Source organism: Bacillus sp. S71 (genome assembly GCF_016625265.1).
Taxonomy (GTDB): Bacteria; Bacillota; Bacilli; order Bacillales; family Bacillaceae_G; genus Bacillus_A; species Bacillus_A cereus.
Genome location: NZ_JACVUW010000016.1, coordinates 39,385 through 65,833, shown reverse-complemented (window position 1 = coordinate 65,833; position 26,449 = coordinate 39,385). Strand labels below are relative to the sequence as shown.

Here is a 26,449-nt window from a genome sequence, read left to right as displayed (position 1 = left end):
TGATCCTACGAAGTCACCTTTTGTTACTTGTAATACTTGCTCTTTCATATCATTTATCCTCCCTTTTTATAAGTTATCTATATGTAATTTCTAAGAAATGTTTATTTCATAGTTTTTATGTTAACGTTACATTAAATTTGATAACGTAACGTTTGTAACATTAATGTAACATAACTATTGTTACGTTGCAATATAATAACGTGAAATTTATTACACTTTTTTTACGTTTTTTTATAAAACTCCCCAAAAACCCTTATTTAATGCACTTTTCACTAAGCTCACGTTTGTAACATTCGTGTAATATTAAAGTCATAAAGTGAAATATAGCCATCCTTCTCTCTATTTTTGTTACAAACAGTTTATTTAGTGACACTAAACCTATCTAATCTTTACTTACTTTTAATATGAGATAAAATACCGTCTTTCCAAGATAAGTTTATATGTTTCCTCTATATAACTATGTATAATAAAAACAAAGAGGTGGTCATTTTGAAATTAATCGCATTAGATATGGATGGTACACTACTATCATCTAATCTTGAAATCTCCAAAGAAAACCTACAAGCAATCCAAACTGCACAAGAAGCTGGTCATATTGTAATGATTTGTTCTGGTCGTGCGAAAGAGGATGCTTTAAAGCTATTGGAAGAATATAAATTATCTCTTCCAGTTGGAGCAAGCAATGGGGCTATTGTTTATGTGGATGGAAAAGTAATTAACTCTCGTTGTATACAAAACGACAAAGTGTACAAACTTGCAAAATTACTAGAATCTGAAGGTTTCCCATATAAGCTATATACGAATAAAGGCGTTTATTCTCCATATACATGGCAAGATCAAGTGATGCAAGCGTTCGAAGAAAATAAGCATGCGCTCGATGTTACATTAGAGGAGCTTGAACGAATTACAGAAAAGCAAAAAAAATCAAACCTAATTACTGATTTCAAAAAAATAGAAGATGTTGTAAATAACCAAGAACTAGAAATATCTAAATTCTTCATTTCAACATTTAATGCAGCGCATCGCGCACAGCTATTAAGCGTGTTACAAGAAGACGCTGATATTATGGTTACAGCATCAGCTCCTACTAACTTAGAAATTATGGATAAGAATGGACATAAAGGAAACGGGCTACAGCAGATGGCAGCTCATTTTAATATCCCTATTGAAGATACAGTTGCTATTGGTGATAATTTTAATGATGTACCAATGCTAGAAGTAGCAGGCTTATCTGTTGCAATGGGCAACGCTGAAGAAGATGTAAAAAAACTATGTGATGTTGTAACACTAACAAACAATGAACATGGTGTTGCTCACGCAATTGAGCAATTTGTATTGAAACAAACTTCATCTAGTAAATAAAAAAAGGACTCTTTCAATTTGAAAGAGTCCTTTTTTTATACATGATGACAAGAAACAAAATGATTATCACCAACATTACGAAATTCTGGTATTGTTTTTTTACAAACATCTGTTGCAAACGGGCAACGTGTATGAAAACGACAACCCGAAGGTGGACTTGCTGGACTTGGAATATCCCCTTCTAGTATAATTCGCTCTCGCTTCACTGTTGGATCTGGTATTGGAACAGCTGATAACAATGCTTTTGTATACGGATGTAGCGGATTGGTAAATAACTCATCACGCGGCGCCGTCTCCACAATTGTACCTAAATACATAATTCCGATTTTCGTACATAAATGTTCTACTACACTCAAATCATGTGAAATGAATAAATAAGATAATCCCTTTTTCTCCTGTAACTCACTAAATAAATTAATAATTTGTGCTTGGATAGATACATCTAGTGCCGCCACAGGTTCATCAGCTACAATGAATTCTGGATTTAATACCATAGCCCTTGCTATTACGATACGCTGACGTTGTCCACCAGAAAACTCATGGGGATACCGGTCAATATGATAAGGAGCTAAGCCACATAACTCCAATACTTCAATTACCTTTTCACGAACATTTTCTTTCGTCGCTAATCCGTGGGCCAACATCGGCTCTCCAAGCGCTTCACCAATTCTCATTCTCGGATTTAATGAGCTAAATGGATCTTGGAAAACGAGCTGCATATTAGGGCGATGTTTTCTCAATTCATCCTTGGATAAAGAATGAACATCTTTCCCTTTAAACTTCACTTCCCCCTCCGTTTTTTGAACGAGGCGTAAAATTGTTTTTCCTATCGTTGTTTTTCCGCTCCCTGATTCGCCAACGAGACCAAACACTTCACCTTTATTAATAGTAAAACTTACTCCATCAACTGCTTTTACATGCCCGATTGTTCTACTAAATATGCCACCTTTAATTGGAAAATATGTCTTTAGGTTTTTCACCTCTAATAATGGTTCACTCATTGTTCCGCACGCTCCTCATATAACCAGCAAGCTACTTTATGATTTTCATCATTTCCATTTAGATTTGGGGCTTCTTTTTCACATATTTCCATACAATGCTCACAACGCCCACTAAAGTAGCAAAACTCACCTAAACCAACTAAATTCGGAACTTGCCCTGGAATAGAATATAGTTTATCTATTCGTTTTCCCATTACTGGTTTTGATTTCAACAATCCTTTCGTATAAGGGTGTTTTGGATTTTGGAATATCTCTAGTACTGGAGCTTCTTCAATAACTTTCCCGCCATACATAACGACAACGTAATCAGCCATTTCTGCTACGACACCTAAATCATGTGTAATTAATAAGATCGACGTTTTAAATTCTTCTTTCACTTGTCTTAGTAAATCCAATATTTGAGCTTGAATCGTAACATCAAGAGCTGTTGTTGGTTCATCTGCAATTAATAACTTAGGATTACAACTAAGCGCAACAGCAATCATAATACGTTGTAACATCCCGCCGCTCAGTTCATGCGGATAAGAATGAACAATTTCATTAGCACGGGCTATGCCAACTTTACGAATTAACTCAATTGCTTTCTTATACGCTTCATTTTTACTAAGTAATTCATGCTCCCTTAGCGTTTCTACAATTTGCTCACCTACAGTGAAGACGGGATTTAGCGATGTCATCGGTTCTTGGAAAATCATCGCAATATCATTGCCTCGTAAACTACGAAGTTCTTTCTCTTTCATTCCTAAAAGACTTTTCCCTTCATATAAAATGTCTCCACCTACTACACTGCCAGATTCAGCAATAAGCCCCATAATAGATAAAGCCGTTACACTCTTCCCGCAACCTGATTCTCCTACTACACAAACCGTTTCACCTTCTCGAACAGCAAAGCTAACATGGTTTACAGCCTTCACTGTCCCTTCCTCCGTTTGAAAGTGTGTTTGTAAGTCTTTTAGCTCTACTACCGCTCTACTCATACCTTCTCACCTACCGTCTCATCTTTGGATCTAACGCATCACGAAGTGCATCACCAAGTAAATTAATTGATACAACTGTTATAAAGATTGCAAAACCAGGCGGAATCCATAACCACGGACGCTTTTGGAAATCAATTAATGAGTTAGCTGCGCTAATCATGTTCCCCCATGATGGCGTAGGTGGGACGACGCCGAGACCTAAGTAGCTTAGCGCGGATTCTCCCAAAATAGAACCCGCAACACCTAATGTAGATACGACAATTAAAATGGGTAAAACATTAGGTATTAAGTGATATATAATTTTCCGGTAATCTTTTATTCCTAACACATCCGCAGCTTGCATAAATGCTTGCTCCCTAAGTGATAAAATTTGCCCTCTTACAAGGCGAGCAAGCCCTGGCCAACCTACTAAACTTAAAATAATCATAATGACATATAAACGATAATCAGACGGTACTTTCCACTCTGATAAAATCGCACCCATTATAATAAGTAACGGTAATCCTGGCATCGACATTAAAATATCTGCAAGCCGCATAATAATATTGTCCACAATACCACGATAAAAACCTGCAATCGCTCCTAATACAGCTCCTAGTATCACTGATAAAACCATTGAAGCTATGCCGATAGTTAATGAAATCCGTCCCGCTTGCATTAGTCTCGTTAAAATATCTCTTCCTAATTGGTCTGTACCAAGCCAATGAGAAAAACTAGGTGGTTTGTTAATTAGTGCAACTTGTATTTTCCCTGATGCATATGGTGAAAAGAAAGGACCAATAAAACAAAATAAAAACATAAAAATTAATGCATACAATCCTACGAGTGCCATCTTATTTCTTTTTATCTTTTTAAGAGCCTGTCGCCACGGTGATGATTCATTTTTCCTTTTCTTCTTTTCTTTTTTCTCTGTAATCGCTGTAACAGTTTCCATCTCATTCCCCCCTTACTTCAACCGAATACGTGGATCAACAACTGCATATACAATATCTGCGAAAAAATTCGAAACAATTGTTAAACAAGAAAGAAACATCGTAAATGCCATTAACACTGTATAATCGCGGAAATTTAATGCCTCTAATTGAATACTACCAATCCCTGGCCAGTTAAAAATTTGTTCAATAATAATCGCTCCTGAAAACAAACCTGGTAATTCAAATGCTAATAACGTAATTGCCGGTAATATTGCATTTTTTAATGCATGCTTATAAATAACCGTCTTCTCCTTCAAACCTTTCGCTCTTGCTGTTCGTATGTAATCTTGTCTTACAACCTCTAACATACTTGTTCTAAAATAACGAGTTAGCGAGCCGACCCCAAGAAGTGTCAAAATAAATACTGGTAAAATCATATGTTTTGCAACTTCTATCACGTAAGCAAATCCTGTTGAATTACTGCCAACATCAATCATTCCACCTATCGGCAATAATTTAAGATCCACTGCGAACACCTTAATTAGAAACAAACCAATAAAAAATGAAGGAAATGACATTGCCGCAAAGATACCAATTGTTACAAGCTTATCGAATAAAGAATGTTGCTTCGTCGCCGAGAATACACCGATAATAAGTGCAATTAGCCAAATAAAAAATAACGCAATAACTGCTACACTAAAAGAATTCCAAATAAATTTATTTAATAATGATGTTACAGGTTCTTGATATTGAAGCGAGAAACCAAAATCTCCTTGCAATGCATTACCTAACCAATGAAAATAACGCTCAATAATTGGCTTATTTAATCCATACAATTCCCTAAGCTCTGCTGCTCTTTGTGGTGTAATCTTAGGATTTGAATCAATATAATCCCCCGGAAGAAGTGCAAACAGGAAGAAAATAACAATTGATGTTCCAAATAGTGTAGGAATCATTTGTAACAACCTACGAACGATATACGTCTTCACCCTTTTCCTCTCCAATCTTATGCTTAAAATAGAAGAACATTTTTTCGAATCAGCATATTACTAGCTGAATGAAAAAATGTCTTCTACTTATACATTCTTCTCGTTATTTTTCAATAGATAATACTGGCGAGTTCGAACTAATACTGTCATACTTCTCAGGATCAATTCCTTTAATGTTTCCATTGTAAGCTGTGATGACTCTACGATAATTCAATAAAATTACTGGCGGATCATCACTTAATTCTTTGTATAGTTCTTTATAAATCGGTTTACGTTTTTCAATATCTACAGTTTCAAGTCCCTTTTTAATTAATGCATCTACTTTTTCATTTTTATATCCTAGGGTATTATCATCACCATCCGAGGAGTAGCCACCTACAGTTTCACTTGGATCTGTTGTAATTGGTGTTGCAACAGAAGCTAAATCATAATCTCCTTTTTTTACTTTTGACAGCATCGTATTAAAGTCCATAAATTCAGGGTTAAATTCAACGCCTAATTCTTTATAGTTCTCTTTTGCAATCGGAATAAATAAATCACCGTCTTTTGCCGAGCTTGCACCATAATACGTTAATTTAAGCTTTTGACCATCTTTTTCACGAATTCCGTCTGAACCAGCTTTCCATCCAGCTTCATCTAATAATTTCTTCGCCTTATCTAAGTTATATTCGTACTTATTAATCCCCTCTTCTGTATAAGCCCAAGATGTTGGATGAATTGGAACATTAGCTACTGTACCGTATCCTTTAAAAGCTGTATCTACATACTTTTTACGATCCAAACCATAAATAAGAGCTTGACGAACTTTCTTATCTTTTAAATACGGTTTTTTACTATTCATTCTTATATAACTAAATGAAGAAGCCGTCTCTATTTCAACATTTGCAAACTGCAAACTCTTCACTTGTTCTAAAATTTCATCCCCATAACCTACTCCTGTATAATCTATCTCACCTGTTTGGAATAATTGGAACTTGGTATCCGGTGAAGTAATTTTATAAATAAAGTTTTGAATTTTTGGTTTACCTGCATAATAATTTTCATTTGCTATAAAACGAACTTCCTGTCCTGGTATATACTTTTCGAACTTATATGGCCCCGCAGCTATCGGTTTTCCATATAACTCTTTTAAATAATCTAAACTAGTATTTTGTTTATACTCTTTTCCATAATAAGCTTTCGATAATACTGGACCACCTAAAGCAATTAGCGCTTGTGAGTTAACTTTTTCAGTCGTAATTTTAATTGTTTGTGGATCAACAACTTGAATTCCTTCAATAGACGTCGCTTTTCCTTCTTTATATTCTTTTCCACCTTTAATTACATATTGTGAAATATCATCGCCGCCTTCATATGCTTTATCATGTAGAAGTGTTAATGTAAATGCTACATCGTCGGCAGTTAATGGCGATCCATCACTAAATTTCAAGTCTTTACGTAAATGAAATGTATATGTTAATTGGTCTGAAGAAACATCCCACTTCTCAGCAAGATCCGGTATCGGTTTTCCTTGTTTATCTGTTGTAACAAGAGAAGCAAATATAACCGATGTCACATTACCATCCCAACCATTCTCTTGAAAGTAAGGTAAGAAAACTCCCCCAGGCTTGGAGATACCTGAAATAAAAGTATCTTTTCTATTTTTTGCCTTATCAGGCACCTTTGTCTTATCTGTAGCAGCAATCTTTTCAACTTTTACATTTTTTAAATCCTGCTGTTTAACCGGCTCTGTAGAAGCCGAGTCCTCCTGTCCCCCACAAGCAGACAACAGAAGCGAACTACTCATTAATACTGAAAATACACCAGCCCATTTTTTTGTCTTTTTCTTCATTGTCCCCACCCTAACTGTTTAATAGTTATACCCTTTGAACTTATTAGCTTATGTATGCCTCCCACAGCACATTTATAGCCAATCGGAAAAGTCGGTTTTAATCAGAAAAAAATAGATGTTTTTGAGGGGTAACAATCTTATTCCGACCTTTCCGGTAGACTTTATGGTTATTAGCTTATATCGTTCATTATATTTTGTCAATTCTTTCTAAATAAATATTTTGAGAATTTTTCCAAAATTATCACTCTATCCTTATACTTTAAGAAAACTCAGCTATAATTCGTATTAAAAACTTAAAAATCTACTTCTATTTCTTCAGCATGAAACATAGAATACTAATAACCAATTACCAAAAAGGGGGCGAAAATATGGACAACCTATTCCAATACGTCCTGCACTACGTATTATTAACAATTATGATAGTCGGGGCGCTATTACTATTCCCGTTCTTCCCAAAGTTCGTCCTCTTTTTAGCTTTTTTTATCATGCTCGGGATCGCTATTATAATTTCAACAAGAGAAGATGCCACGCAAAAAGAGAACAGAGTTCAGCGCGTAAAGCTGTAACTTTGCTCTCTTTTCGTTTTCAATCACTAGTCTCTGTTACACATATTTATCCCGCTATTTGCCGGACAGTAACCCCCCACTGATTAAAGTTTCACTTTATCTCTCGGGAAATAATTAGCCTTTGTTTTTGTGATTACTCCTATTGAACAGCCACTAATGGCATTTATTTTTCACCTTATCATTTCATACGCTTCACAAGCTATGCAAATTGAGAAACACGGATTTATCTAAGTTACTGTTTCACGTGAAACACATCGCTTCATTTAATCTTTAAAGCAAAATATCATTATGAAAAAGCCACTTCCTCCAGCAAAACTGAAAGGAAGTGGCTTTCTACTCTTTACTCCACAATATTCTCTAACTCACTATATAACTTCACTCGTAACAACTCTTTCATCGTTTTTTCCTCATATAATTTTTCAAGTCTTTCAACATCAGCTACATGTTCCATTTCACATTCTATGGCATATATATCTTCTTCTACATGCATTAACTCATTTTCAATCTCTTCAAGATTCCTAGCTTTTTTCTCTTTTACTGGAACCATTTCAACACTCTTTCTCCCTTGGCGTTTTTGCTTTATTACTTGCTTCTCAAGCTTTTCTTCCCATTTTTGACGAGCCCATGCATAGTTTCCTGCAAACTCAAATAATTTACATTCATCAATCCAGTACGTCTTTTCAAATAATTTATTTAAAAAATAACGATCATGTGAAACAGCTAGGATTGTTCCATTATATTGCTCAAGGGCTTCCTCTAAAACTTCCCTTGATTCAATATCAAGATGGTTTGTCGGCTCATCTAGAATTAGAAAATTGATGTCTTGATACATAAGTTGCGCAAGTCTTAACCTCATTTTTTCTCCACCGCTCAGTTGCGTTACTTTCTTAAATACTGCTGGACCATAAAATAAAAACTTAGCCAATATATGTCTTGCTTCTCCTTCTGTTACAGCTACATACTCTCTAAACGCTTCCAATACATTACTCTTCACATTTCCATACGTATGCTGTGATAAATAACCAATTTTGACACTACTACCAATTCGAATTTCACCAACGTCTGGATTTATTTCTTTTAATAGTAGTTTTAATAATGTAGTCTTTCCTGTACCATTACGACCAACGATAGCCGCACGCTCTTGAAAACGAACATGTAAATTCGCTTGTTCAAATAAAGGTCGGCCAGCAAAACCTTTACTCACTTCTTTCATTACAACAACATCTTTCCCGCTTCTCTCTTGCCCTTCAAACTGAAGACCCATCTGTTTTCGTTCTAAAATTGGCCTCTTTAATTTCTCTATACGTTCTAACGCACGTTCCATATTTCTCGCTCTTTTATGCAATCCTTCATTCGGAGGGTTCGCTTGATTTGCCCATTCACGTAGACGCTTAATTGCTTCTTTCATTTTCTTTATTTTCTTTTGTTGCTCCTGATAAGCTTGAAACTCTTGAAGTAATCTTTCTTCCTTCTCCTCAACGAACTGAGAATAATTCGTATGGTACACGTGAATCTCTCCATCTTCCAAATCAAAAATTTTCGTTACAACTTCATCAAGGAAATAACGATCATGTGAAATAACCATAACTGTTCCAGTGTATTCTTTTAAAAATTGCTCTAACCATTCAACTGCAAATAAGTCTAAATGATTTGTTGGTTCATCTAATAGAAGTAAATCTGGTTTCTGCAATAGCATATATGCAAGGCTTACTTTCGTCTGTTCTCCTCCACTTAATTCCGTAAATACTCTTGAAAATAAGTCTGTCACTTGTAAGCCATTTGCTACCTTCATTATATTTGCCTCGATTTCATAACCACCGAGAAACGCAAATTTTTCTTGAATGACTCCGTACCTCTCCATTAGCTTTTCCAAAGCAGATTGTTCCTGTTCTACCGCCATATTTTTTTCTAAAGCATGCATTTCTTTTTCTAATTCCTTTTCTACTTTAAAAGCAGAACTCAATACATCATATACAGTCATAGCCTCATCAAACTTCGGAATTTGTGCGACATGACCAATACGTGTACCTTTCTTCATATGAATGGCTCCTGCATCCAAACTCTCCATTCCCGTTAGAAGCCCAAAGATTGTTGTCTTCCCACTACCGTTACGACCAACTAATCCAACACGTTCACCATTCTTTATTTCAAGCGATATATTTTCAAATATAGTGTTTCCACCAAAAGATTTCGTTACATTATTTACACTACAAATAGTCATTTTCCGTACTCCTTTCAATATAAAAAACCATGAGAAAGAAACATTCCCCATGGTTTTCGGCATAGAAAAAGGAAGCCAAATAGCTCCCTTTTCACACGTTTATTAAAAATGGGTGAAGAGATTTCTATCGTTCAATAGTCACTATGCAATTGTTAAAAAAGGGCATACGTATCCCGTTAACAACTACATCATGAAAAATCGCACGACAAAAATAGATAAAATCTAAAAATTTGGCACGTGCAGCTAAAGAACGTTTCATCTCATTCACCCCTTTCGTACGGAATTTAATACTTACTTCTTTATTATACTTTCCAATTTCATGTTTGAATAGTCATTTTTCTGAAAATAATGAAGATAGACTAAACATTTCAATAAGTGACATCAAATCTTACAAAACTGTTATGTTCACGTAATGGAAAGCGATAGTACGAAAAGATGCCTCCCTATACAATAAAGATGTAAACAAGAGAGACAAACAAAAGGAGGAAACAAACATGATGAAAGAAATCGTAAAAGCAATCTTTGAGGTATTAGTGAACGGACAAGCAGTTGTAAAAGAACTAAATGAACTATAAAAAGGAGTGAAGAAATATGATGAACATGGTGAAAATGATTTTACACGCTTTAGTCGATGCAAAAGCAGTTAGCCAAGAATTAAACCAACAATAAAAAGGGGTATATGAATATGAAGAAAGCCATTATTATCATTGCAAGCACAGCAATTACTTTATACACAATAAAAAATAGAAAAAAGAGAAATAATGAAAATGTTCTATATTATCCATACACACTATTAGAGAAAAAATAAAAGACAAGGTACCCTATCGTAATGAGGATATCTTGTCTTTTATTTTTTCTATATTGCCTTTAGAGGATTTCCTTCTCCTTTTCCCGAATGTATTAAGCGGGATTTTTACACATATTTTAAAGGGGCATATATATAAATGGATACACAACAACTATATTTTTTAAACGATATCGGTAAACAAAAACCAGAAAGTATTCGGAATAGAAGCGCTGCATGTCCATTTTGCGATAAAGAACATTTAACGGATATTTTAGCAACTGATGGTTCTATTATTTGGTTAAAAAATAAATTTCCTACATTACAAGATACATTTCAAACAGTGTTAATTGAAACCGATAATTGCGAAGATCATATCGCAACATATACAGAAGAACATATGCGGAAATTAATGCAATTTTCTATTCAACATTGGTTACACTTACAGAAGAAAGAAGAGTTCGCGTCTGTGATTTTATACAAAAATCACGGTCCATTTTCAGGTGGAAGTTTGCATCATGCACACATGCAAATTATCGGAATGAAACATGTAGATTATCTTGAAAATATTGAAGAAGAAAATTTCCAAGGGGTAATTGTTCAAAAAAACGAACGCATTGAGCTTAACATTTCAGAGCGTCCCATTATTGGCTTCACTGAATTCAATATAATCATTGATAATATTTCATATATAGATGATATGGCAAATTACATTCAGCAAACTGTACGTTACATACTGACAGATTTCCATAAAGGATGCAGTAGTTATAACTTATTCTTCTATTACTTAAATGGAAAAATTATTTGTAAAGTTGTTCCTAGGTTTGTCGTTTCACCGCTGTATGTAGGATATAAAATACCTCAAGTTTCTACAAAACTAGAAGACGTAAAAATACAACTAGCGGAGTATTTCACAAAATGACACGATTATCAAAAAAAATAGAGTAGGTTAAAACCTACTCTTTTATTACACCTTTATTTCGATAGTACACATCTTCTAATCCGATGTTATACTTCATGTTATTATCCGTCCACTCTGGCCCTAAATTCCCTGGCCATCCAGATGTATTCGCTATATATTTCAGTAATGCAAAATCAGTCAAACCTTTTTGCACCCCGCGCTTATATCCTTTCAGTAAATGCGGCATTGCAATTTGTGCATTTGTACGTGGATCTTTTAGCTCATCATCAGTTAAATGTTCTGGTGCAAGCCCGCCGCCGCGGTGCAGTTGAAACAATCCGAATGAAGTTCCATTATCTCCAACACTCCTTGGATTTAATCGACTTTCATGCTCAGCAATTGCAAGAGGTATCCATTCCGGAAGATTTACTTTCTTCGCTTCCTCTATAATGATTTGTTTCACCTGTTTTGCTTCTTCTGAATCAACATAGCTTGTTCCATTCACTAGCTTATCCATTCCTTCAGACTTTCCTTGGAAATATAAATATACTCCAAGAACAACTAAAAATCCTACAAAGAATTTCTTCACTACCTCTACCTCTTTCTCCGCTGAAATTTTTCCCCTTTCAGCCTTCCCTTTACAATTACCTACATTCTATTACTCTTTTATCATAGCAAATAACTATACATATTATCATCATGCTTTAGACCGATTTTGTGAAAAAACAGCTGGTAAATACGTGCAAAAATGTAACTTTCATAGACTATAACGCATTTATTGTATATAATTGTAAATTGAATTCTAAATATAAACTAGGAGAATAATAATATGAAAAAATGGCTGTTACTCTTATTTAGTTTACTACTATTAATTCCTGTCCCTATTTCCGCACAAAAAACTGAACAACCAAAAACCCTTATTTTATATAGTTCAAACGATGATCAAATTACAAGCGATATCCAAATACTTAATACACAAGTAGGGCATTTCACTAATAATATAACAATTAAAAACATAAAACAGTTAGCTGAAATAACTGATAAATCTTCGTATACACATGTTATTTACATGGGTGAAAAACAAGAAGAACTTTCTACTGAAGCAAAGGAATTTCTAGAAGGCTTCCCAGGACCATTACTAGTTTTAGGTCAAAATATAGAACAGTTATCTACTCGTTTTTCATTTATCACACTTAAAAATGAAGATATAAACTCTGATACAATTGAATATCCAACACGTAAACTAAAGAATATATTAGAAGAAGAAAGATCAATTAAACAACTTGATACAAACGGAACAATTCTCGCACATGCTTTAAGAGGAAATAATACTTATCCATTAATTGTACAGCAAAATAATTCTTATTATGTAGCTACTTCTAACCTCTTTGATTGGATATCTTATTATATTGGCGAAAGCCTATTTTCTTATTTTCAGCAAAAACCCGAAACCAATAAAAAATTAGCTTATTTACGTCTTGAGGATGTTCACCCAGCAGCAGATATAAATCAATTGAAAGAAATTGCTGAATTACTAAAAGAGAAGAAGATCCCTTACATGATCACTGTTATTCCTGTATATACAGATCCAGATACAGGTAAAACACTACATTTAAAAGATAAACCCGAACTAGTCGATCTTTTACGCTCTATGCAAGATGATGGCGCAGCGATTATTATGCATGGTTACACTCACCAATTTTATGATAGTGAAACTGGGGAAGGTTTTGAATTTTGGGACGTAAAGACGGATCAACCAATTCGCCAATCGAAACATGAAAAACCGAAGAGAAAAGATGAATTTCCAAATATAGAGTCATATAACCAATATGTAAAAAAAGGGGAAGAGTTTGAGGAAAAATATACGACAGATCATATCGAAAAGGGGATTCAAGAACTTGTAGATGCTAAACTATATCCTGTCGCCTTTGAAGCACCTCATTACACAATGTCTCAAAAAGGGTATGAAATATTATCAAGATACTTTTCAACTTATGTAGGACAACTACAGTTAAGTGATACAACTTGGAAATCCATGCACTCTCCAGCATATAGAAGTACACCATCATTTCTACATGGAATGAAATTAATGCCTGAAACAGTCGGTTTTATTGAAGAAGATAAGCCACAAGCTATTGCTAAAATGAAAGCAAATGCTTTATCTGTTGCTAAATTATCCGATGGGATTATTGGAGCATTCTATCATCCTTACTTAGGTGTGAAACCATTAAAAGAAGTGTTAAAGGATCTAGAGAGTATTCCAAATATAGAATGGATTGATTTACAAAAGGAAAAGAATGAAGTAAAAATGAAAGATATTCATATTACTACGAATAAAGACGGCATTCACGTTAAAAAACCAACAAGTGCAAATGACATAATTGATTATATAAAGCAATATGGCTTCTTCCTTATACTAGGATTCGTTATCATTGTCTTTCTTTTATTATTAAAACGTGCGAAAAAATTAGAATCCTAATACAAAACCACCGAGCGGAACGCTTGGTGGTTTTTTGTCATATATCAAACCGTGGCATTTTACTAAATAAATTCAACTTTTACTTTTTCCGTTACATGATTAAAACTATAATTCCCCTATCCTTTCAAATAAAATTGACTTGTATTTTCATATATTGTTTTTGCGACCTTATCAATGGATATGTTTTTTATAGAACTAATTTCCTTTAATACCTCTCGAATCATTCTTGGGTGCGTTATAACATCCTCTTGAAATTCCCACGGACCATCTGTTTCTACCATCATATATTCAAGCGGATAATACGAAACGATTTTTCTAATCTTCTCCTTATGTAAAACATCCGGTGTAATCGAAATATAATAACCATTTCTCATCATCCGTTTCATTGTTTCATCGCTTCCTTTAAACCAATGGAAGTGTGCACGTGAAACTTTATATTTCTCTAGCAAATCACATACAATGTCAGCATCTTCATAAACTGCGTGTAATACAATCGGCAAATTATACTTACTAGCTAGTTCTATAAATTTTTTCAATACAGCTATGTATGGATCTGCAGCAATTCTTTCATCTTCTTTTCTCAAATAATAGGGCAAACCTACTTCACCAATCGCAACAATTTCCTCTGCGTTCTGTTCAATAAGTTGATAAATCTGTTCACACTCTTCTTTATGAATCTGTTGCTCTGGATGAAACCCTATCGCTGGATATATAAAGGGATACTTCTTCGCTAAAGATAACGTTTCCTTACAAGATTGATAATTCATAGATACCGCAATAAGCCCCTTTATTTCTTTACTATTTTCCACCTCTTTTAGTAATCTGCTCTTCTCTTCATCCTTATATTGATCAACATGTATATGACTATCAATCCATTTCATCTTTATGCCCCCATAAAAAAAACAAGAAAGGACTTCCTTTCTTGTTTTAGCATCTATATTATTTAACAATTAAGTTTGTTATGATATCAAATAATCCAATACACACTACGGCAACAGTAAAGTAGCTACAGAAATCTTTAATTGGTAACTTCACTACTTCTTCTTTACGCATCCCATTTTTCTCCCTTCTTACTAGATCCCTAATTATTTTTCTATCTGTATCTATTATGCAAAAAATATGACAAATTTACTATCGAATTAACTTACGTAAACCTTACAATGTTGTAAGGTTTAAAAAAGATCCCCATCTTTATTCAGATGAGGATTATTAAAAATTAGTTGGTTTTTCATTCTTCATTACAAACAGAAAGTAATACATTGATACTTTCTAGTTACACTATATGAAAATTACTATCTTTTAACTATCGAATTACATTACAGAAGGCTTACATGTTTGTAAGTTATGTGTAATGTAATTCGATAGTTCTCCTTACTTATATTTCGTACAATAAAGTTAGAAAGTAAGCCAAATAAGAAGAACAATCACATAACCAAATTACATTGCTAGTAGCTACTCTTCTTATGCCTTTCACCCATGCTACTACAATGTACCCCCTTCCCCTTTATATAACAAAAAAGCCTTAGTCTATATGGACTAAGGCTTTTTTGTTAACCTTAAAAATACCCTTACCCAGTATTTTTATTTTCGACAAAAAATAGCTGGGGGTATATTTCGCTATCTCCCCGTTAAAAGTTTACTCTTCGCATTTATAGGAATATTTGCAACCTCAATCTCTTCAATGGACTCACCGTAACGCCCTTTTGCAAAAACCTTTAATGCTTCATCTCTCTTTAACATATGCTTAACCGTTTTCTTTATTTTCTGCTCTCTACCACGTTCATCGAATGCAATAAATTCATATTCATACCACTCATCACCGATATGCTGACCAATTGTATTCACAACCGTATAGTATTCTTTCGTCTTATAAAATGGATTATATTTATCGATAACCGGTCCAAGTTTCGTAGGCAGTAACATTACTACTATCACTATCATCGCTATTATAGTAGTGATCATTTTTTTCTTCATAATAAACATTCCTCCTCTGCAGGATATATATACATCCATTTTAAAAAGGGGGAATAAAATCTACTATTGAATCTCATTACATTACACTTACATTTTTGTAAGAATTAAAAAAGGTGAACGAATTTACTCGTTCACCTTTTAGCTTGCTTTAAAGCCACCGCCAAGTACATCACGTACATCATGTATAACAACGAAAGCATCTTCATCTACCCGGCTAATAACTTGTTTTAACTTAACAAGCTCTTGTTTATTAATAACAACATATAAAACTTCTTTATTTTTACCAGTATATCCGCCGCGCCCTTCTAATACAGTAACACCGCGTGTCATATTTTTCGTAATAGCTTCACGAATTAAATCTGGTTGATTCGAAATAATCGTAACAGCCGTTTTTGTGTCCATTCCTTCTACAATGAAATCAATCACCTTCGCTCCAATGAACACAGCCACAAGTGTATACATCGCCTTTTCTTGCCCTATTATAAATACAGAACCAGCAATTACAACAATATCAATAATTAGTACGCCTTTACCTACACTCCAACCTAAATATTGATTTGCTAACTGAGCTAAGATTGCTGATCCTCCCGATGTACCTCCGGCTTTGAACATACAGCCTAATCCAATGCCCACAAATAAACCAGCAAATAAAGCTGCTAATAATGTATCACTATTTACATGATACTCAATATGTTCTGTAACGTATAAAAACAAAGATGTTTCTACAATCCCTAAAATTGTATAAATCATTGTTTTCTTATCAAAAAATTTATAACCAACAGCTAGTAAAATTGCATTTATAGCAAAGTTCACAATTCCTGGTGACCAATCAAATAAGTAGTACGTAACAACCGTTAAACCAATAATTCCACCTTCCGATAAACGGTTTGGAATTGCAAAGTAATTAATACCAATTGCGAATAATAATGAACCAATTGTAATTAGTGTTATTTCCTTTATACGTTGATTAACCATAGTTCATACCCTCCCCCCATTTGACATTGTATCACTATCTCCTAGAGGTTTAGAAGTGGTTTTTATTCCGCATTTTCCCTCTTAAAAATTGAAATATTATGTTTAAACAGAGGGTTGATTAATTATTCATATTTGCTCTAACTGCACGGACAAATCGCTCCACATTCCCTTTCTGAATATACTTAGCGCGAATGGTTTCATGACTACAAGTAAATTCAAAATACGGATGAAAATCTATGCTATCTATATGCAAATATGAATACTCTTTAAATGTTGAAGAATAGTACGGAAATTTCCCGTAAAAAAGGAGACGTCTAGTAGTGGCAACAAAAACCCCATGTTGATACGATAATATAAAATTATCCTTCTCAAATATCCCTACCACAAAAGCCAGAATCTTTTCATCATCATCTACATACTTTTTCATACTCGATAAAAGTTCATTCATGCATATTCCTCCAAATTCTATTCACTGCATTAACACTTGAAAAGAATCCATGGATTATTACAGACCGGTTTAACTCCTTTATAAAGTATGAAACGCGTTTCCTGTCAAAGATATTTCAAAAAAATAATCCGTTATGCGATTATACACATAACGGATTACGATTAAACTGTAGAGCGTTCCACAAGTTCGTATGGAATTTCCAGCTTTTCTTGTTCAGAACTCTCGTCATTCACTTTTCTATGCAACATTTCAAAAGCAGTTTTCCCTATCTCCTTTAAATTTTGATCAATAGTTGTCAATTGTAACACTTGCGAGATAGGTTGATTATCAAAGCCAATAATCGCTAAATCCTCAGGAACTTGAATCCCTAATTTTTCAACCTCTGTCATAACCCCAATCGCAACTTCATCACCTGCTACTATTAATGCTTCAGGAAGATTCTGCATCTCTTTTAACTTATGAGCCACTTTTACACCATCTTCTAGTGTAAAACATTCTGTAAAAATCCATTCTTCATTAACCTCTTCGTCTATAGATTGCAATTGCTGTTTATAAACATCAAAACGTTTTTGGCTACTTGGCCCTAATTTCCTTCCCGTGCAATAACCAATTTTTTTATAACCTTTCTCAATCAAATAATCCATTCCTAATTGAAAGGCCGCTGAATGATTCGTATATACACTTGAGATGTTTGAAATATCATTGTCTTCACAAGCAATTATTGCGCCGTAAGAAGCATACGGTTCTATCGTTTCCCAATCATTTGCACGTGAACAAATAATAAGACCATCCAATTGTTTTGTTTTTAACATATGTAAACTTTTCATTTCTTCTTTTTTATTATAATTCGTTTGGCAAAGTAGCACCCTGTAATTATGCGCTAACGCAGTCTCCATCATTCCGCTCACCATCGCATCAAAACACGGATGATTAATATACGGTAAAATCACACCAACAATATTCGTTTTTCCTTTTGATAAATGAACAGCATTTGCGTTTTGCGAGTAATTCAATTTCTCAACTATCTCTATAACCGCTTTCCTTTTTTCTTCACTTACATATGGGTGATCATTCAACACTCTCGAAACAGTCGTAACTGAAACTCCCGCCATCTTTGCAATATCTTTAATATTAGCCATACACTCACCTCTACCTTTAACTTAATGAATCTCATGAACATATGTCAAATCTTCTTATCATTACACCTTCATTCGTTTCTCTTACAAAAGTGTAATTTTTCTGTAAGCTAATTCGATAGTTACTTTCCGCAACATTTCATACAATGGAGTCAGAAACAGGGTAACAACTATTCGAAAAGGAGCGGATTAATATGCTGAACAAAATGAAAACGAACAATTTCTTAAATACAATGGGCATGGTATTTTCCGCTCTTATCGACGCAAAAGCTGTTGCTTCTACATTAAACAAGTAAGGAGAATATATTATGAATAACATCACTTTTAACAAATTAGATTTTTTAGGACTAGCTAGTGGCTCGCTTCTTCTTACTGCTTTTATTTACGCCGCTACGCTTGTATAACTTTGTGTCCCCTTTCCCCTTTATTATAAATAGTAATAGAAAAGACGACCGTCTATGCCCGGTCGTCTTTTCTTATTTTTGATTTGATTGCAAAGCTTCCTTTAACTCCTCAAACTTCTCATTTAATTGATCTGTCATCATTTTCATAGCGGTTTTTCGATCTATTTGTTCTCCAGCCTCAATTTGAATTGGATCTCCAAAAATCAATTGTGCCTTTTTCCCCTTTATTAATTCTTTTACACTTGATGGACCAACATAAGCTGCTGGTACTAACGGAACATTAGAACGCATCGCAATTGTCACAGCACCCGCTTTTAATGAAACATCTTCCGCTGATCTTGTTCCACTCGGAAAAATCCCTACTACCTTTCCTTCTTTTAATAAACGTGATGGAATTTTAAGTGTACTTGGTCCTGGATTCGCACGATCTACAGGGAATGCATTTACATTTTTAAAGAACCAATTTTTGAATTTCCCTTCAAATAATTCTTTTTTGGCCATGTAATGAATTTGAGTTGGATACATCCCTGTAGCTAACATTAATACATCCATAAAACTTGTATGTGTACATGCAACAACATACGGTCCACCTTCTGGTAGCTTTTCTCTTCCTTGTACTTCTACTTTCCCAGCTGTTTTAAATATATATTTCAACAAAAATGTAATTGGTTTATACATTTATTTCGTTCCTTTCTAAACATCCGAAGTATAATCATATTCTTACAATAATTATAACACTAAGTTTTAGGAGTTGGTAATAAAATTAAGGATGAATTGTTAAATTTCAATTCTTACAAAAGTGTAATTTTCTTGTAAGCTAATTCGATAGTTACTTCTTACTATATTTCATACAATTAAGTCAGAAACAGGGCAACAATTATTCGAAAAGGAGTGGATCAATATGATGAACAAAATGAAAACGAACAATTTCTTAAATACAATGGGCATGGTATTATCGGCTCTTCTCGATGCAAAAGCTGTTGCTTCTGCATTAAACAAGTAAGGAGAATGTATTATGAATAACATTACTTTTAACAAATTAGATTTTTTAGGATTAGCTAGCGGCTCTCTTCTTCTTACTGCTTTCATTTACGCTGCTACGCTTGTATAACTTTGTGTCCCCTTTCCCCTTTATATAGAAAAAGACGACCGTCTATGCCCGGTCGTCTTTTTAATTTTTTCTTTCTTTCAATTCTTTTAAAAGCTGTATCAGCTCAGCTTGTTGTTTTATCTTTTTACGACCATTTCGATTAATTGCTGCAAGCTCACAGGCAACTCCGACGGCGAAGAAAAACAATAAACTTTCTAACATGTGAAATCCTCCATTTGCCTATTAAACAGCTTGACGTAATTGCTCTTCTTGTAAAACTCTCTTATTTATATTTTCTTCTTTTCTCTGACAAACGTTATTGCGAATAAGCGCTGCAATAACAAGTACAGTCCCTATAATATCAAACATTGTGATCTGATACCCTTGCATCATCATAATAACTAAAGTCGTAATTGGTACAAAATTAATAAATAAAATCCCATTAATGGATGATAAAATTTTCACACCATAGTTCCAAGCAAGTAGCGCTACAATACCTGGCAATGTCATCATAAATAACAAATCGTACTTCACAATAGAAATCGTTCCCATACTAGGAACTGAAACATATCCAAGCGACGTAATAATTACCGTTATAATTCCTGTAACAGTCGTACCGAATACACACGTCAACGTAGAATAACGTAATGTTGACCAATCACTACACGTTTGACCACCCATCGTATAAATAACCCAGCCTACAACACCAATAAATATAAATGCTAATGAGAACATATTATCTTTCAATGTTACAAAGAAACTCATGTCACCTTTTGTAATAACAAACACAGCTCCTACAAAAGCAATAACCATACTCGTTATCATATACTTCTTCGGTTTTATATGCTTATATCCCCATAAAATACAAATAGAAATCATCGGCATAAGTGATTCCATAATGGAAGCTACCATTACACCCGACTTACCCATTAACATTTGCCCTAAAAATATGAGGACATTATATACTGTAAATGCCATCGTTCCAAAAAAGACGAGTAACTTTCCTCTTCCCTCTAAACGAAATGCCTGTTTTCCTTCTTTCATTAACAACAATACAATCAGCATTATCGCCACTGCTCCATAACGAATAAGCGAAAAATAAAATGGATCTATGTATTCTAGCGCATGATCAGCAACTGGAAACATCGCTCCCCATGACATACTCGCAATTAAACACGCTAAAGCCCCTATTATCATTTGACCTCTTCTCACCGCAATCCCCCGTTTCTTTCTATTTGCACAAAGAGAATTGTAAAAGAAAAAATATATCACGTAAAATGATTCAAAATGATGTTAACTATCATTTATAATGATAGTTAACATCAAGGGGGATTACAAAATGGAATTAAGAGACTTACAAATCTTTAAAAGCGTTGCCGACCAGGGTAGTGTAAGTAACGCAGCAAAGGAATTAAATTATGTACAATCAAATGTAACTGCACGTATTAAACAACTAGAAAACGAATTAAAAACCCCACTCTTTTACCGCCATAAACGAGGAATGACTTTAACAGCTGAAGGAAGAAAAATGCTCGTTTATGTTAATAAAATTTTGCAAGATGTCGACGAACTAAAACAAGTATTTTTAGATAGTAAAACACCCTCCGGTATATTAAAAATCGGTACAGTAGAAACAGTAAGTACATTACCTACCATTTTATCTTCTTACTATAAAAGCTATCCGAATGTCGATTTATCATTACAAGCGGGTCTAACAGAAGAATTAATTAGAGAAGTACTTGATCATCAATTAGATGGTGCCTTTATATCAGGTCCTATTAAACATCCACTAATCGAACAATACGATGTTAGTACAGAAAAATTAGTGCTTGTAACACAAAATAAAGCTTTTCATATAGAAGAATTTACAACAACGCCTCTACTCGTTTTTAACCAAGGATGCGGATACCGTTCCAAACTAGAACGATGGCTGAAAGACGAAGGTTTGCTACCAAAAAGAATTATGGAATTCAATATATTAGAGACAATATTAAACAGCGTTGCACTCGGCCTCGGAATTACACTCGTACCACAGTCTGCTGTCCATCATCTTTCTAAAGCAGGTAAGGTACATTGTCATGCAATCCCTCAAAAATACGGCAGTATTTCAACGGTTTTCATACGCCGTAAAGATAGCTATATGACGAATTCAATGCGTAGTTTTTTAAAAACAATTGAAGAACATCATCATATCAATATGCTGTGAAAGACATTCTTACATGAATGTCTTTTTTTCTTACAAAAGTGTAAGTCTTTCGTAAGCTAATTCGATAGTTGCAAGTGGACATATTTCCTATAATTAAGACATAAGCAGGGCAACAACAATTCGAAAAGGAGCGGATACGCATGATGAACAATATGAAATCAAATAAATTTTTAAATACAATGGGCATGGTGCTATCCGCACTTGTCGATGCAAAAGCTGTTGCAACTACATTAAACAAATAAGGAGAGATTATAATGAACAACATTACTTTCAACAAATCAGACTTTATCGGACTTGCAAGTGGAGCTACTCTTCTTACGGCTTTCATTTATACACTTGCTCAAGGTCTTGTTTAACACTTTGTTTCCCCAAACCCCTTTATATATAGAAAAAGCTGCTCGTCTTATAGACAAGCAGCTTTTTAGTTTGTTTCATATATAATTTGACCTGTTTTCGTAATATCATATCCGCCAATCGCATTTAATTCATTATGAAATTCTTCCGATTGCAGAATGTCTTTCACGACTTCAATCAGCTCTTCATTTTCTTTATTCTTCAAAATTACTAAATCATACTGTTCTTTCATGATTGGAATAAAGTCCACATTTACAATTTGCGAAAACTTTTCTGAACCTACTCCTACATCAGCTTTTCCATTTGCAACTCGCGTGGCAACACCAAGATGATTCGATTCTTCCCATTCATATCCACTAATATCAGCTTTATTTAATTTTTGGATTCGTAATTGTTCATCCACTAACACTCTAATACCAGAACCCTTTTCTCGATTCACAAACTTTATAGTGGACCCGGATATGTCAGCCCATGTCTTTATTTTCTTCGGATTTCCTTTTTGAACATAAAACCCTACATTTCTGGACAATAAATTAATCATAATACATGGCTGTCCTACTAAAATACGTTTTACGTAAGGAATATTATATGTACCCGTTTCACCATCAAACAAATGCAAACTAACGATACTTCCTTCTCCTTGATACATTTTCACTAAACTTGTTAAGCTACCTTGATACGCTCTTAAAACATTAGAACTTGGCAAACGATTTTCTATACGTTTAGCTAACATATCTAACGTTAGTTCTTGACCACTAATAATACACGTGTTCAAGATACTACTACCATCGTTTTTTACAGGATTAACTTGTACTTTTCCTGTTTTCATTTGCTTTATATATTGATCTAAATCTGCTGCATCAATGCGCATCTGTCTACCAACTCTATAAGAAGGAAGTTCTCCTTTTTTAATTAAGTCGTATACAGTTAATTTTGATACTTTTAATCGCTTTGCTACTTCTTCCGTTGTGTAGGAATGATGATCCATAGACGATTCCTCACTTTCTCCTTTCATTGTAACAAAGAAAAGAATATTTCTCCTATTTTTTAAAAATAGATATATGTTCAAATTATATTCAATTATAACTAGTTATATTTAGTTATATTTAGTTATAATTAGATGTGTCAAAACGAAAGGGGATTTTTTTATGAATAAATTTACATTACGTTCGATTGGGGCACTTATACTTTCTTTTCTTCTTATATTTAGTGTTGCATGTACAAACGGAGATAAGAAAGAGAAATCAACTGCTAAAGAAGGAAAAGCAGTTGAACTTACTATCTCAGCTGCTGCAAGCTTACAAGATGCATTAAAAGAAATTGAAAAACAATATAAAGAAAAAGAACCAAATATTAAACTTTCTTTTAACTTCGGTGCTTCTGGAGCACTTCAACAACAAATTAAACAAGGTGCACCTGCTGATTTATTCTTCTCTGCTGCAGAAGATAAATTCCAAATCCTTGTAAAAAAAGGATTCATTAATGAAAAAGAAGGGAAAAATCTTCTTGGAAATGAACTAGTTCTAGTCATCCCTAAAGATAGTTCTCTTACAAAATTTCAAGATTTAAAAGATGAGAAAATCAAAAAAATCGCACTTGGTACACCTGAATCTGTACCTGCTGGCAAATATGCAAAGGCCTCTCTAACACACGAAAACCTTTGGAATGATGTTCAAAATAAAGTCGTATTTACAAAAGATGTTCGCCAAGTGTTAACATATGTAGAAACAGGGAATGTCGATGCTGGTATCGTATACAAAACAGACGCTCTCATTTCAGATAAAGTAAAGATTGGTGAGACAGCAGCAGCTACTTCTCATGAGCCAATCCACTATCCTTTAGGTGTTATAAAAGAATCTAAACATAAGAAAGAGGCGAATTCATTTTATGAGTATTTGCAGTCAAAAGATGCACAATCTACCTTTAAGAAATATGGATTTACAGTCCTGTCGTAATTACTATGAGCATTGATGCTATTATATCGCCTGTCTTTCTATCTTTAAGAGTAGCTGCGTGTGCCACTATTCTCGTTACAATTTTAGGGACGATTGTCGGACGAGCACTAGCTCGCTCCTCATGGCGATATAAAGTACTATTAGAAACCATATTTTTATTACCAATGGTACTTCCACCAACTGTTATCGGCTTCTTTCTCATTATCATCTTTGGAAACAACAGCCCGATCGGAAGGTGGGTTGAATCATTATTTCAGCAGTCTATTATGTTCACATCTACCGCTGCGATCATCGCTTCTACAGTTGTTGCATTTCCGCTTATGTACCAATCAGCGAAAACGGGATTTTCTATCGCAAATGTACAAATTGAAGAAAGTGCTCGTGACCTTGGCGCAAGTGAATATCAAGTTTTTCTGCACGTTACACTTCCGCTCGCATTTCCTGCATTACTAAGCGGGATGATTTTGAGCTTTGTCCGCGCGCTCGGTGAGTTTGGTGCTACACTCATGTTTGCCGGGAATATCCCTGGTAAAACACAGACAATCCCGACTGCAATTTACATGGCCATTGACGCAAGTAATATGCAACTCGCCTGGACACTTGTGGTTATCACTATTAGTATGTCACTCCTATTTCTGCTATGTATTCAGCTTATTAACAAAAGAATTACTAACCCTTAAAGCAGCTTTTTTGGAAGCTGCTTCTTTATTTCTTAGGAAATAAAATATACCACCGGGAAATAACTGAATTTTACCTCTTATTTAAATATACATTTTATTTGAATTCACTTTCTAAAATAGGCAATTTCCTGTTATTATATGGAGGTGTTTCAAAAAATGAAGAAATGAAAACGCATTTATATCGTGAATTCTTCATCCTGTTTTAGCGATCGGTAATCTTCTACTCTATTAGTGGGGCATTACCGATCGTTAGAACGATATGTAACTATATTGGTATAGCAAACCGAAGGGAGTCTTGTAATGGACATTTTATTAGCGCTTCTTCCTGCAATTGCATGGGGAAACATCTTATTAGTAAGCGTAAAAATGGGCGGTGGTGCATATAGCCAAACGGTAGGTATGACAATCGGTGCTCTATTCTTCGCAACAATTATGTATGTATTTACTCAACCAGCTTTAACAATGACAGTCTTAATTGTTGGGTTTATTTCAGGTTTATTCTGGGCTTTAGGACAAGTAAACCAATTAAAAACAGTTGAAAAACTAGGTGTTTCAACTACCGTAACAATTTCTACTGGTATGCAACTTGTTGCAACTTCTATCTTTGGGGTTATCGCTTTCCGTGAGTGGACTACTACTACAACGATTATTCTGGGAACGATTGCAATCCTATTAATCGTAGTTGGTGTTGTATTCACATCACTAGATGATAAAGAAAATGCTCAGCCACCAGGACAATTGAAAAAAGGACTTCTTACTTTAATTGTTTCTACTTTCGGCTATCTTGTATATGTAATTATTATTCGTTGGTATAATATCGATGGTTGGTCTGCTATTTTACCACAAGCAGTTGGTATGTTTGTTGGTGCGGTTGTACTGACATCTAAACATAAACCATTTAACAAATATGCAATCCGTAATGCTTTATCTGGTTTACTATGGGGAACTGGAAACTTATTCTTACTTCTTTCATTACCACGTGTTGGAGTAGCAACAAGCTTCCCATTATCTCAAACTGGAATCGTTATCTCAACATTCGGTGCGATTGTATTCTTAGGTGAAAAGAAAACAAAACGTCAATTGATCTTTATTGCACTAGGTAGTGTTTTAATTATCGGCGGCGCTGTATTACTTGGTATGACAAAAGCATAATCTTATATTCTATTAGTAAACCCCTGAAGCATATGTACTTCAGGGGTTTT

General features: G+C 34.3%; 30 protein-coding genes. 12 read left to right on the top strand and 18 right to left on the bottom strand.

Annotation, left to right across the window (positions count from 1 at the left end):
• A partial coding sequence (locus IBT51_RS27480) for a DUF3948 family protein (RefSeq protein WP_134819041.1) occupies positions 1-48 on the bottom strand: 48 nt, incomplete at its 3' end.
• Between the two features lie 441 nt (positions 49-489).
• Here IBT51_RS27480 and IBT51_RS24070 point away from each other — a divergent pair.
• Positions 490-1,362: a Cof-type HAD-IIB family hydrolase gene (locus tag IBT51_RS24070; RefSeq protein WP_000766424.1), complete on the top strand. Its 873-nt coding sequence runs from the start codon at positions 490-492 to the stop codon at positions 1,360-1,362.
• Between the two features lie 35 nt (positions 1,363-1,397).
• Here the strand turns inward: IBT51_RS24070 and IBT51_RS24065 are convergent, their stop codons facing one another.
• The 5 genes from IBT51_RS24065 to IBT51_RS24045 all read right to left on the bottom strand — a co-directional run bounded on the left by IBT51_RS24065 (position 1,398) and on the right by IBT51_RS24045 (position 7,074).
• Complete coding sequence (locus IBT51_RS24065; protein ID WP_063546235.1) at positions 1,398-2,363, bottom strand: ABC transporter ATP-binding protein; 966 nt, start codon at positions 2,361-2,363, stop codon at positions 1,398-1,400.
• A complete protein-coding gene (locus IBT51_RS24060) occupies positions 2,360-3,340 on the bottom strand; it encodes an ABC transporter ATP-binding protein (protein WP_053565413.1) in 981 nt (326 codons plus the stop codon). The genes IBT51_RS24065 and IBT51_RS24060 overlap by 4 nt, the downstream gene beginning before the upstream one ends.
• A gap of 10 nt (positions 3,341-3,350) precedes the next feature.
• Positions 3,351-4,274 (bottom strand): oligopeptide ABC transporter permease, encoded by a 924-nt coding sequence (gene opp4C, locus IBT51_RS24055; RefSeq protein WP_000451060.1) that lies wholly within the window; start codon positions 4,272-4,274, stop codon positions 3,351-3,353.
• A gap of 12 nt (positions 4,275-4,286) precedes the next feature.
• The gene (locus tag IBT51_RS24050) at positions 4,287-5,243 is read right to left on the bottom strand and encodes an ABC transporter permease (protein WP_000860745.1); all 957 of its coding nucleotides are present in this window, start codon (positions 5,241-5,243) and stop codon (positions 4,287-4,289) included.
• A gap of 103 nt (positions 5,244-5,346) precedes the next feature.
• Positions 5,347-7,074 (bottom strand): ABC transporter substrate-binding protein, encoded by a 1,728-nt coding sequence (locus IBT51_RS24045; protein ID WP_053565415.1) that lies wholly within the window; start codon positions 7,072-7,074, stop codon positions 5,347-5,349.
• Between the two features lie 368 nt (positions 7,075-7,442).
• Between IBT51_RS24045 and IBT51_RS24040 the strand changes: the two genes are divergently transcribed.
• The gene (locus tag IBT51_RS24040; protein ID WP_142337516.1) at positions 7,443-7,640 is read left to right on the top strand and encodes a hypothetical protein; all 198 of its coding nucleotides are present in this window, start codon (positions 7,443-7,445) and stop codon (positions 7,638-7,640) included.
• Positions 7,641-7,980: 340 nt separating this feature from the next.
• Here IBT51_RS24040 and abc-f read toward each other — a convergent pair whose 3' ends face one another.
• Both abc-f and IBT51_RS27350 read right to left on the bottom strand, forming a co-directional pair.
• Positions 7,981-9,912: a ribosomal protection-like ABC-F family protein gene (abc-f, locus tag IBT51_RS24035; RefSeq protein ID WP_200458798.1), complete on the bottom strand. Its 1,932-nt coding sequence runs from the start codon at positions 9,910-9,912 to the stop codon at positions 7,981-7,983.
• A gap of 73 nt (positions 9,913-9,985) precedes the next feature.
• Positions 9,986-10,120: an RAxF-45 family protein gene (locus tag IBT51_RS27350; RefSeq protein WP_000830643.1), complete on the bottom strand. Its 135-nt coding sequence runs from the start codon at positions 10,118-10,120 to the stop codon at positions 9,986-9,988.
• A 420-nt stretch (positions 10,121-10,540) separates the two neighbouring features.
• Between IBT51_RS27350 and IBT51_RS24030 the strand changes: the two genes are divergently transcribed.
• Together IBT51_RS24030 and IBT51_RS24025 are read left to right on the top strand one after the other, a co-directional pair.
• Positions 10,541-10,669: a hypothetical protein gene (locus IBT51_RS24030; protein WP_053565418.1), complete on the top strand. Its 129-nt coding sequence runs from the start codon at positions 10,541-10,543 to the stop codon at positions 10,667-10,669.
• Between the two features lie 136 nt (positions 10,670-10,805).
• On the top strand, positions 10,806-11,567 hold the full coding sequence (locus tag IBT51_RS24025; RefSeq protein WP_053565419.1) for a DUF4931 domain-containing protein: 762 nt from the start codon (positions 10,806-10,808) through the stop codon (positions 11,565-11,567).
• Between the two features lie 34 nt (positions 11,568-11,601).
• Here the strand turns inward: IBT51_RS24025 and IBT51_RS24020 are convergent, their stop codons facing one another.
• The gene (locus IBT51_RS24020) at positions 11,602-12,135 is read right to left on the bottom strand and encodes a transglycosylase SLT domain-containing protein (protein WP_000713252.1); all 534 of its coding nucleotides are present in this window, start codon (positions 12,133-12,135) and stop codon (positions 11,602-11,604) included.
• Positions 12,136-12,375: 240 nt separating this feature from the next.
• Here IBT51_RS24020 and IBT51_RS24015 point away from each other — a divergent pair, with 240 nt between their 5' ends.
• Positions 12,376-14,025, top strand: a complete 1,650-nt coding sequence (locus IBT51_RS24015) for a DUF2334 domain-containing protein (protein WP_053565420.1) — start codon at positions 12,376-12,378, stop codon at positions 14,023-14,025.
• Between the two features lie 116 nt (positions 14,026-14,141).
• Here IBT51_RS24015 and IBT51_RS24010 read toward each other — a convergent pair whose 3' ends face one another.
• The 5 genes from IBT51_RS24010 to IBT51_RS23990 all read right to left on the bottom strand — a co-directional run bounded on the left by IBT51_RS24010 (position 14,142) and on the right by IBT51_RS23990 (position 18,561).
• Entirely contained in the window at positions 14,142-14,906 is a 765-nt protein-coding gene (locus IBT51_RS24010; protein WP_053565421.1) for a TatD family hydrolase, read from the bottom strand.
• 736 nt (positions 14,907-15,642) lie between these two features.
• On the bottom strand, positions 15,643-15,999 hold the full coding sequence (locus IBT51_RS24005) for a YxeA family protein (RefSeq protein ID WP_200458797.1): 357 nt from the start codon (positions 15,997-15,999) through the stop codon (positions 15,643-15,645).
• Positions 16,000-16,137: 138 nt separating this feature from the next.
• A complete protein-coding gene (locus IBT51_RS24000; protein WP_000248045.1) occupies positions 16,138-16,974 on the bottom strand; it encodes a YitT family protein in 837 nt (278 codons plus the stop codon).
• A gap of 118 nt (positions 16,975-17,092) precedes the next feature.
• The gene (locus IBT51_RS23995) at positions 17,093-17,422 is read right to left on the bottom strand and encodes a PH domain-containing protein (protein ID WP_001004245.1); all 330 of its coding nucleotides are present in this window, start codon (positions 17,420-17,422) and stop codon (positions 17,093-17,095) included.
• Positions 17,423-17,583: 161 nt separating this feature from the next.
• Positions 17,584-18,561, bottom strand: a complete 978-nt coding sequence (locus IBT51_RS23990; RefSeq protein ID WP_200458796.1) for a LacI family DNA-binding transcriptional regulator — start codon at positions 18,559-18,561, stop codon at positions 17,584-17,586.
• Positions 18,562-18,866: 305 nt separating this feature from the next.
• On the opposite strand from IBT51_RS23990, the gene IBT51_RS23985 reads away from it, so the two are divergent.
• A complete protein-coding gene (locus IBT51_RS23985; protein ID WP_001060007.1) occupies positions 18,867-18,962 on the top strand; it encodes a DUF3948 family protein in 96 nt (31 codons plus the stop codon).
• 72 nt (positions 18,963-19,034) lie between these two features.
• Here the strand turns inward: IBT51_RS23985 and IBT51_RS23980 are convergent, their stop codons facing one another.
• Positions 19,035-19,640 carry a lysophospholipid acyltransferase family protein gene (locus IBT51_RS23980; RefSeq protein ID WP_000277778.1) on the bottom strand — a complete coding sequence of 202 codons (606 nt, stop codon included), beginning with the start codon at positions 19,638-19,640 and terminating at the stop codon, positions 19,035-19,037.
• A gap of 337 nt (positions 19,641-19,977) precedes the next feature.
• Here IBT51_RS23980 and IBT51_RS23975 point away from each other — a divergent pair, with 337 nt between their 5' ends.
• A complete protein-coding gene (locus IBT51_RS23975) occupies positions 19,978-20,073 on the top strand; it encodes a DUF3948 family protein (protein WP_001060007.1) in 96 nt (31 codons plus the stop codon).
• A gap of 60 nt (positions 20,074-20,133) precedes the next feature.
• Here the strand turns inward: IBT51_RS23975 and IBT51_RS23970 are convergent, their stop codons facing one another.
• Positions 20,134-20,274, bottom strand: a complete 141-nt coding sequence (locus IBT51_RS23970) for a YrzO family protein (RefSeq protein ID WP_000894065.1) — start codon at positions 20,272-20,274, stop codon at positions 20,134-20,136.
• A 21-nt stretch (positions 20,275-20,295) separates the two neighbouring features.
• Positions 20,296-21,264: a DMT family transporter gene (locus IBT51_RS23965; RefSeq protein ID WP_002004285.1), complete on the bottom strand. Its 969-nt coding sequence runs from the start codon at positions 21,262-21,264 to the stop codon at positions 20,296-20,298.
• Between the two features lie 127 nt (positions 21,265-21,391).
• Between IBT51_RS23965 and IBT51_RS23960 the strand changes: the two genes are divergently transcribed.
• Together IBT51_RS23960 and IBT51_RS23955 are read left to right on the top strand one after the other, a co-directional pair.
• Entirely contained in the window at positions 21,392-22,258 is an 867-nt protein-coding gene (locus tag IBT51_RS23960) for a LysR family transcriptional regulator (RefSeq protein ID WP_200458795.1), read from the top strand.
• A 254-nt stretch (positions 22,259-22,512) separates the two neighbouring features.
• A complete protein-coding gene (locus IBT51_RS23955) occupies positions 22,513-22,614 on the top strand; it encodes a DUF3948 family protein (protein WP_001060018.1) in 102 nt (33 codons plus the stop codon).
• Between the two features lie 65 nt (positions 22,615-22,679).
• Here IBT51_RS23955 and IBT51_RS23950 read toward each other — a convergent pair whose 3' ends face one another.
• The gene (locus IBT51_RS23950) at positions 22,680-23,600 is read right to left on the bottom strand and encodes a substrate-binding domain-containing protein (RefSeq protein ID WP_071731307.1); all 921 of its coding nucleotides are present in this window, start codon (positions 23,598-23,600) and stop codon (positions 22,680-22,682) included.
• Between the two features lie 160 nt (positions 23,601-23,760).
• On the opposite strand from IBT51_RS23950, the gene modA reads away from it, so the two are divergent.
• From modA to IBT51_RS23935, 3 genes are all read left to right on the top strand, one after another.
• Entirely contained in the window at positions 23,761-24,567 is an 807-nt protein-coding gene (modA, locus tag IBT51_RS23945; protein WP_200458794.1) for a molybdate ABC transporter substrate-binding protein, read from the top strand.
• 5 nt (positions 24,568-24,572) lie between these two features.
• Entirely contained in the window at positions 24,573-25,247 is a 675-nt protein-coding gene (gene modB / locus IBT51_RS23940; protein WP_002152004.1) for a molybdate ABC transporter permease subunit, read from the top strand.
• 300 nt (positions 25,248-25,547) lie between these two features.
• Positions 25,548-26,399, top strand: a complete 852-nt coding sequence (locus IBT51_RS23935) for a GRP family sugar transporter (protein WP_000353546.1) — start codon at positions 25,548-25,550, stop codon at positions 26,397-26,399.
• Positions 26,400-26,449 lie beyond the last annotated feature (50 nt).

Coding starts and splice junctions, on each gene's coding strand:
- IBT51_RS24065 (WP_063546235.1), bottom strand. CDS start 2,363: ATGAGTGAACCATTATTAGAGGTGAAAAACCTAAAGACATATTTTCCA.
- IBT51_RS24060 (WP_053565413.1), bottom strand. CDS start 3,340: ATGAGTAGAGCGGTAGTAGAGCTAAAAGACTTACAAACACACTTTCAA.
- opp4C (WP_000451060.1), bottom strand. CDS start 4,274: ATGGAAACTGTTACAGCGATTACAGAGAAAAAAGAAAAGAAGAAAAGG.
- IBT51_RS24045 (WP_053565415.1), bottom strand. CDS start 7,074: ATGAAGAAAAAGACAAAAAAATGGGCTGGTGTATTTTCAGTATTAATG.
- IBT51_RS24040 (WP_142337516.1), top strand. CDS start 7,443: ATGGACAACCTATTCCAATACGTCCTGCACTACGTATTATTAACAATT.
- abc-f (WP_200458798.1), bottom strand. CDS start 9,912: ATGGGGAATGTTTCTTTCTCATGGTTTTTTATATTGAAAGGAGTACGG.
- IBT51_RS27350 (WP_000830643.1), bottom strand. CDS start 10,120: ATGAAACGTTCTTTAGCTGCACGTGCCAAATTTTTAGATTTTATCTAT.
- IBT51_RS24030 (WP_053565418.1), top strand. CDS start 10,541: ATGAATATGAAGAAAGCCATTATTATCATTGCAAGCACAGCAATTACT.
- IBT51_RS24025 (WP_053565419.1), top strand. CDS start 10,806: ATGGATACACAACAACTATATTTTTTAAACGATATCGGTAAACAAAAA.
- IBT51_RS24015 (WP_053565420.1), top strand. CDS start 12,376: ATGAAAAAATGGCTGTTACTCTTATTTAGTTTACTACTATTAATTCCT.
- IBT51_RS24010 (WP_053565421.1), bottom strand. CDS start 14,906: ATGAAATGGATTGATAGTCATATACATGTTGATCAATATAAGGATGAA.
- IBT51_RS24005 (WP_200458797.1), bottom strand. CDS start 15,999: ATGAAGAAAAAAATGATCACTACTATAATAGCGATGATAGTGATAGTA.
- IBT51_RS24000 (WP_000248045.1), bottom strand. CDS start 16,974: ATGGTTAATCAACGTATAAAGGAAATAACACTAATTACAATTGGTTCA.
- IBT51_RS23995 (WP_001004245.1), bottom strand. CDS start 17,422: ATGAATGAACTTTTATCGAGTATGAAAAAGTATGTAGATGATGATGAA.
- IBT51_RS23990 (WP_200458796.1), bottom strand. CDS start 18,561: ATGGCTAATATTAAAGATATTGCAAAGATGGCGGGAGTTTCAGTTACG.
- IBT51_RS23985 (WP_001060007.1), top strand. CDS start 18,867: ATGAATAACATCACTTTTAACAAATTAGATTTTTTAGGACTAGCTAGT.
- IBT51_RS23980 (WP_000277778.1), bottom strand. CDS start 19,640: ATGTATAAACCAATTACATTTTTGTTGAAATATATATTTAAAACAGCT.
- IBT51_RS23975 (WP_001060007.1), top strand. CDS start 19,978: ATGAATAACATTACTTTTAACAAATTAGATTTTTTAGGATTAGCTAGC.
- IBT51_RS23970 (WP_000894065.1), bottom strand. CDS start 20,274: ATGTTAGAAAGTTTATTGTTTTTCTTCGCCGTCGGAGTTGCCTGTGAG.
- IBT51_RS23960 (WP_200458795.1), top strand. CDS start 21,392: ATGGAATTAAGAGACTTACAAATCTTTAAAAGCGTTGCCGACCAGGGT.
- IBT51_RS23955 (WP_001060018.1), top strand. CDS start 22,513: ATGAACAACATTACTTTCAACAAATCAGACTTTATCGGACTTGCAAGT.
- IBT51_RS23950 (WP_071731307.1), bottom strand. CDS start 23,600: ATGGATCATCATTCCTACACAACGGAAGAAGTAGCAAAGCGATTAAAA.
- modA (WP_200458794.1), top strand. CDS start 23,761: ATGAATAAATTTACATTACGTTCGATTGGGGCACTTATACTTTCTTTT.
- modB (WP_002152004.1), top strand. CDS start 24,573: ATGAGCATTGATGCTATTATATCGCCTGTCTTTCTATCTTTAAGAGTA.
- IBT51_RS23935 (WP_000353546.1), top strand. CDS start 25,548: ATGGACATTTTATTAGCGCTTCTTCCTGCAATTGCATGGGGAAACATC.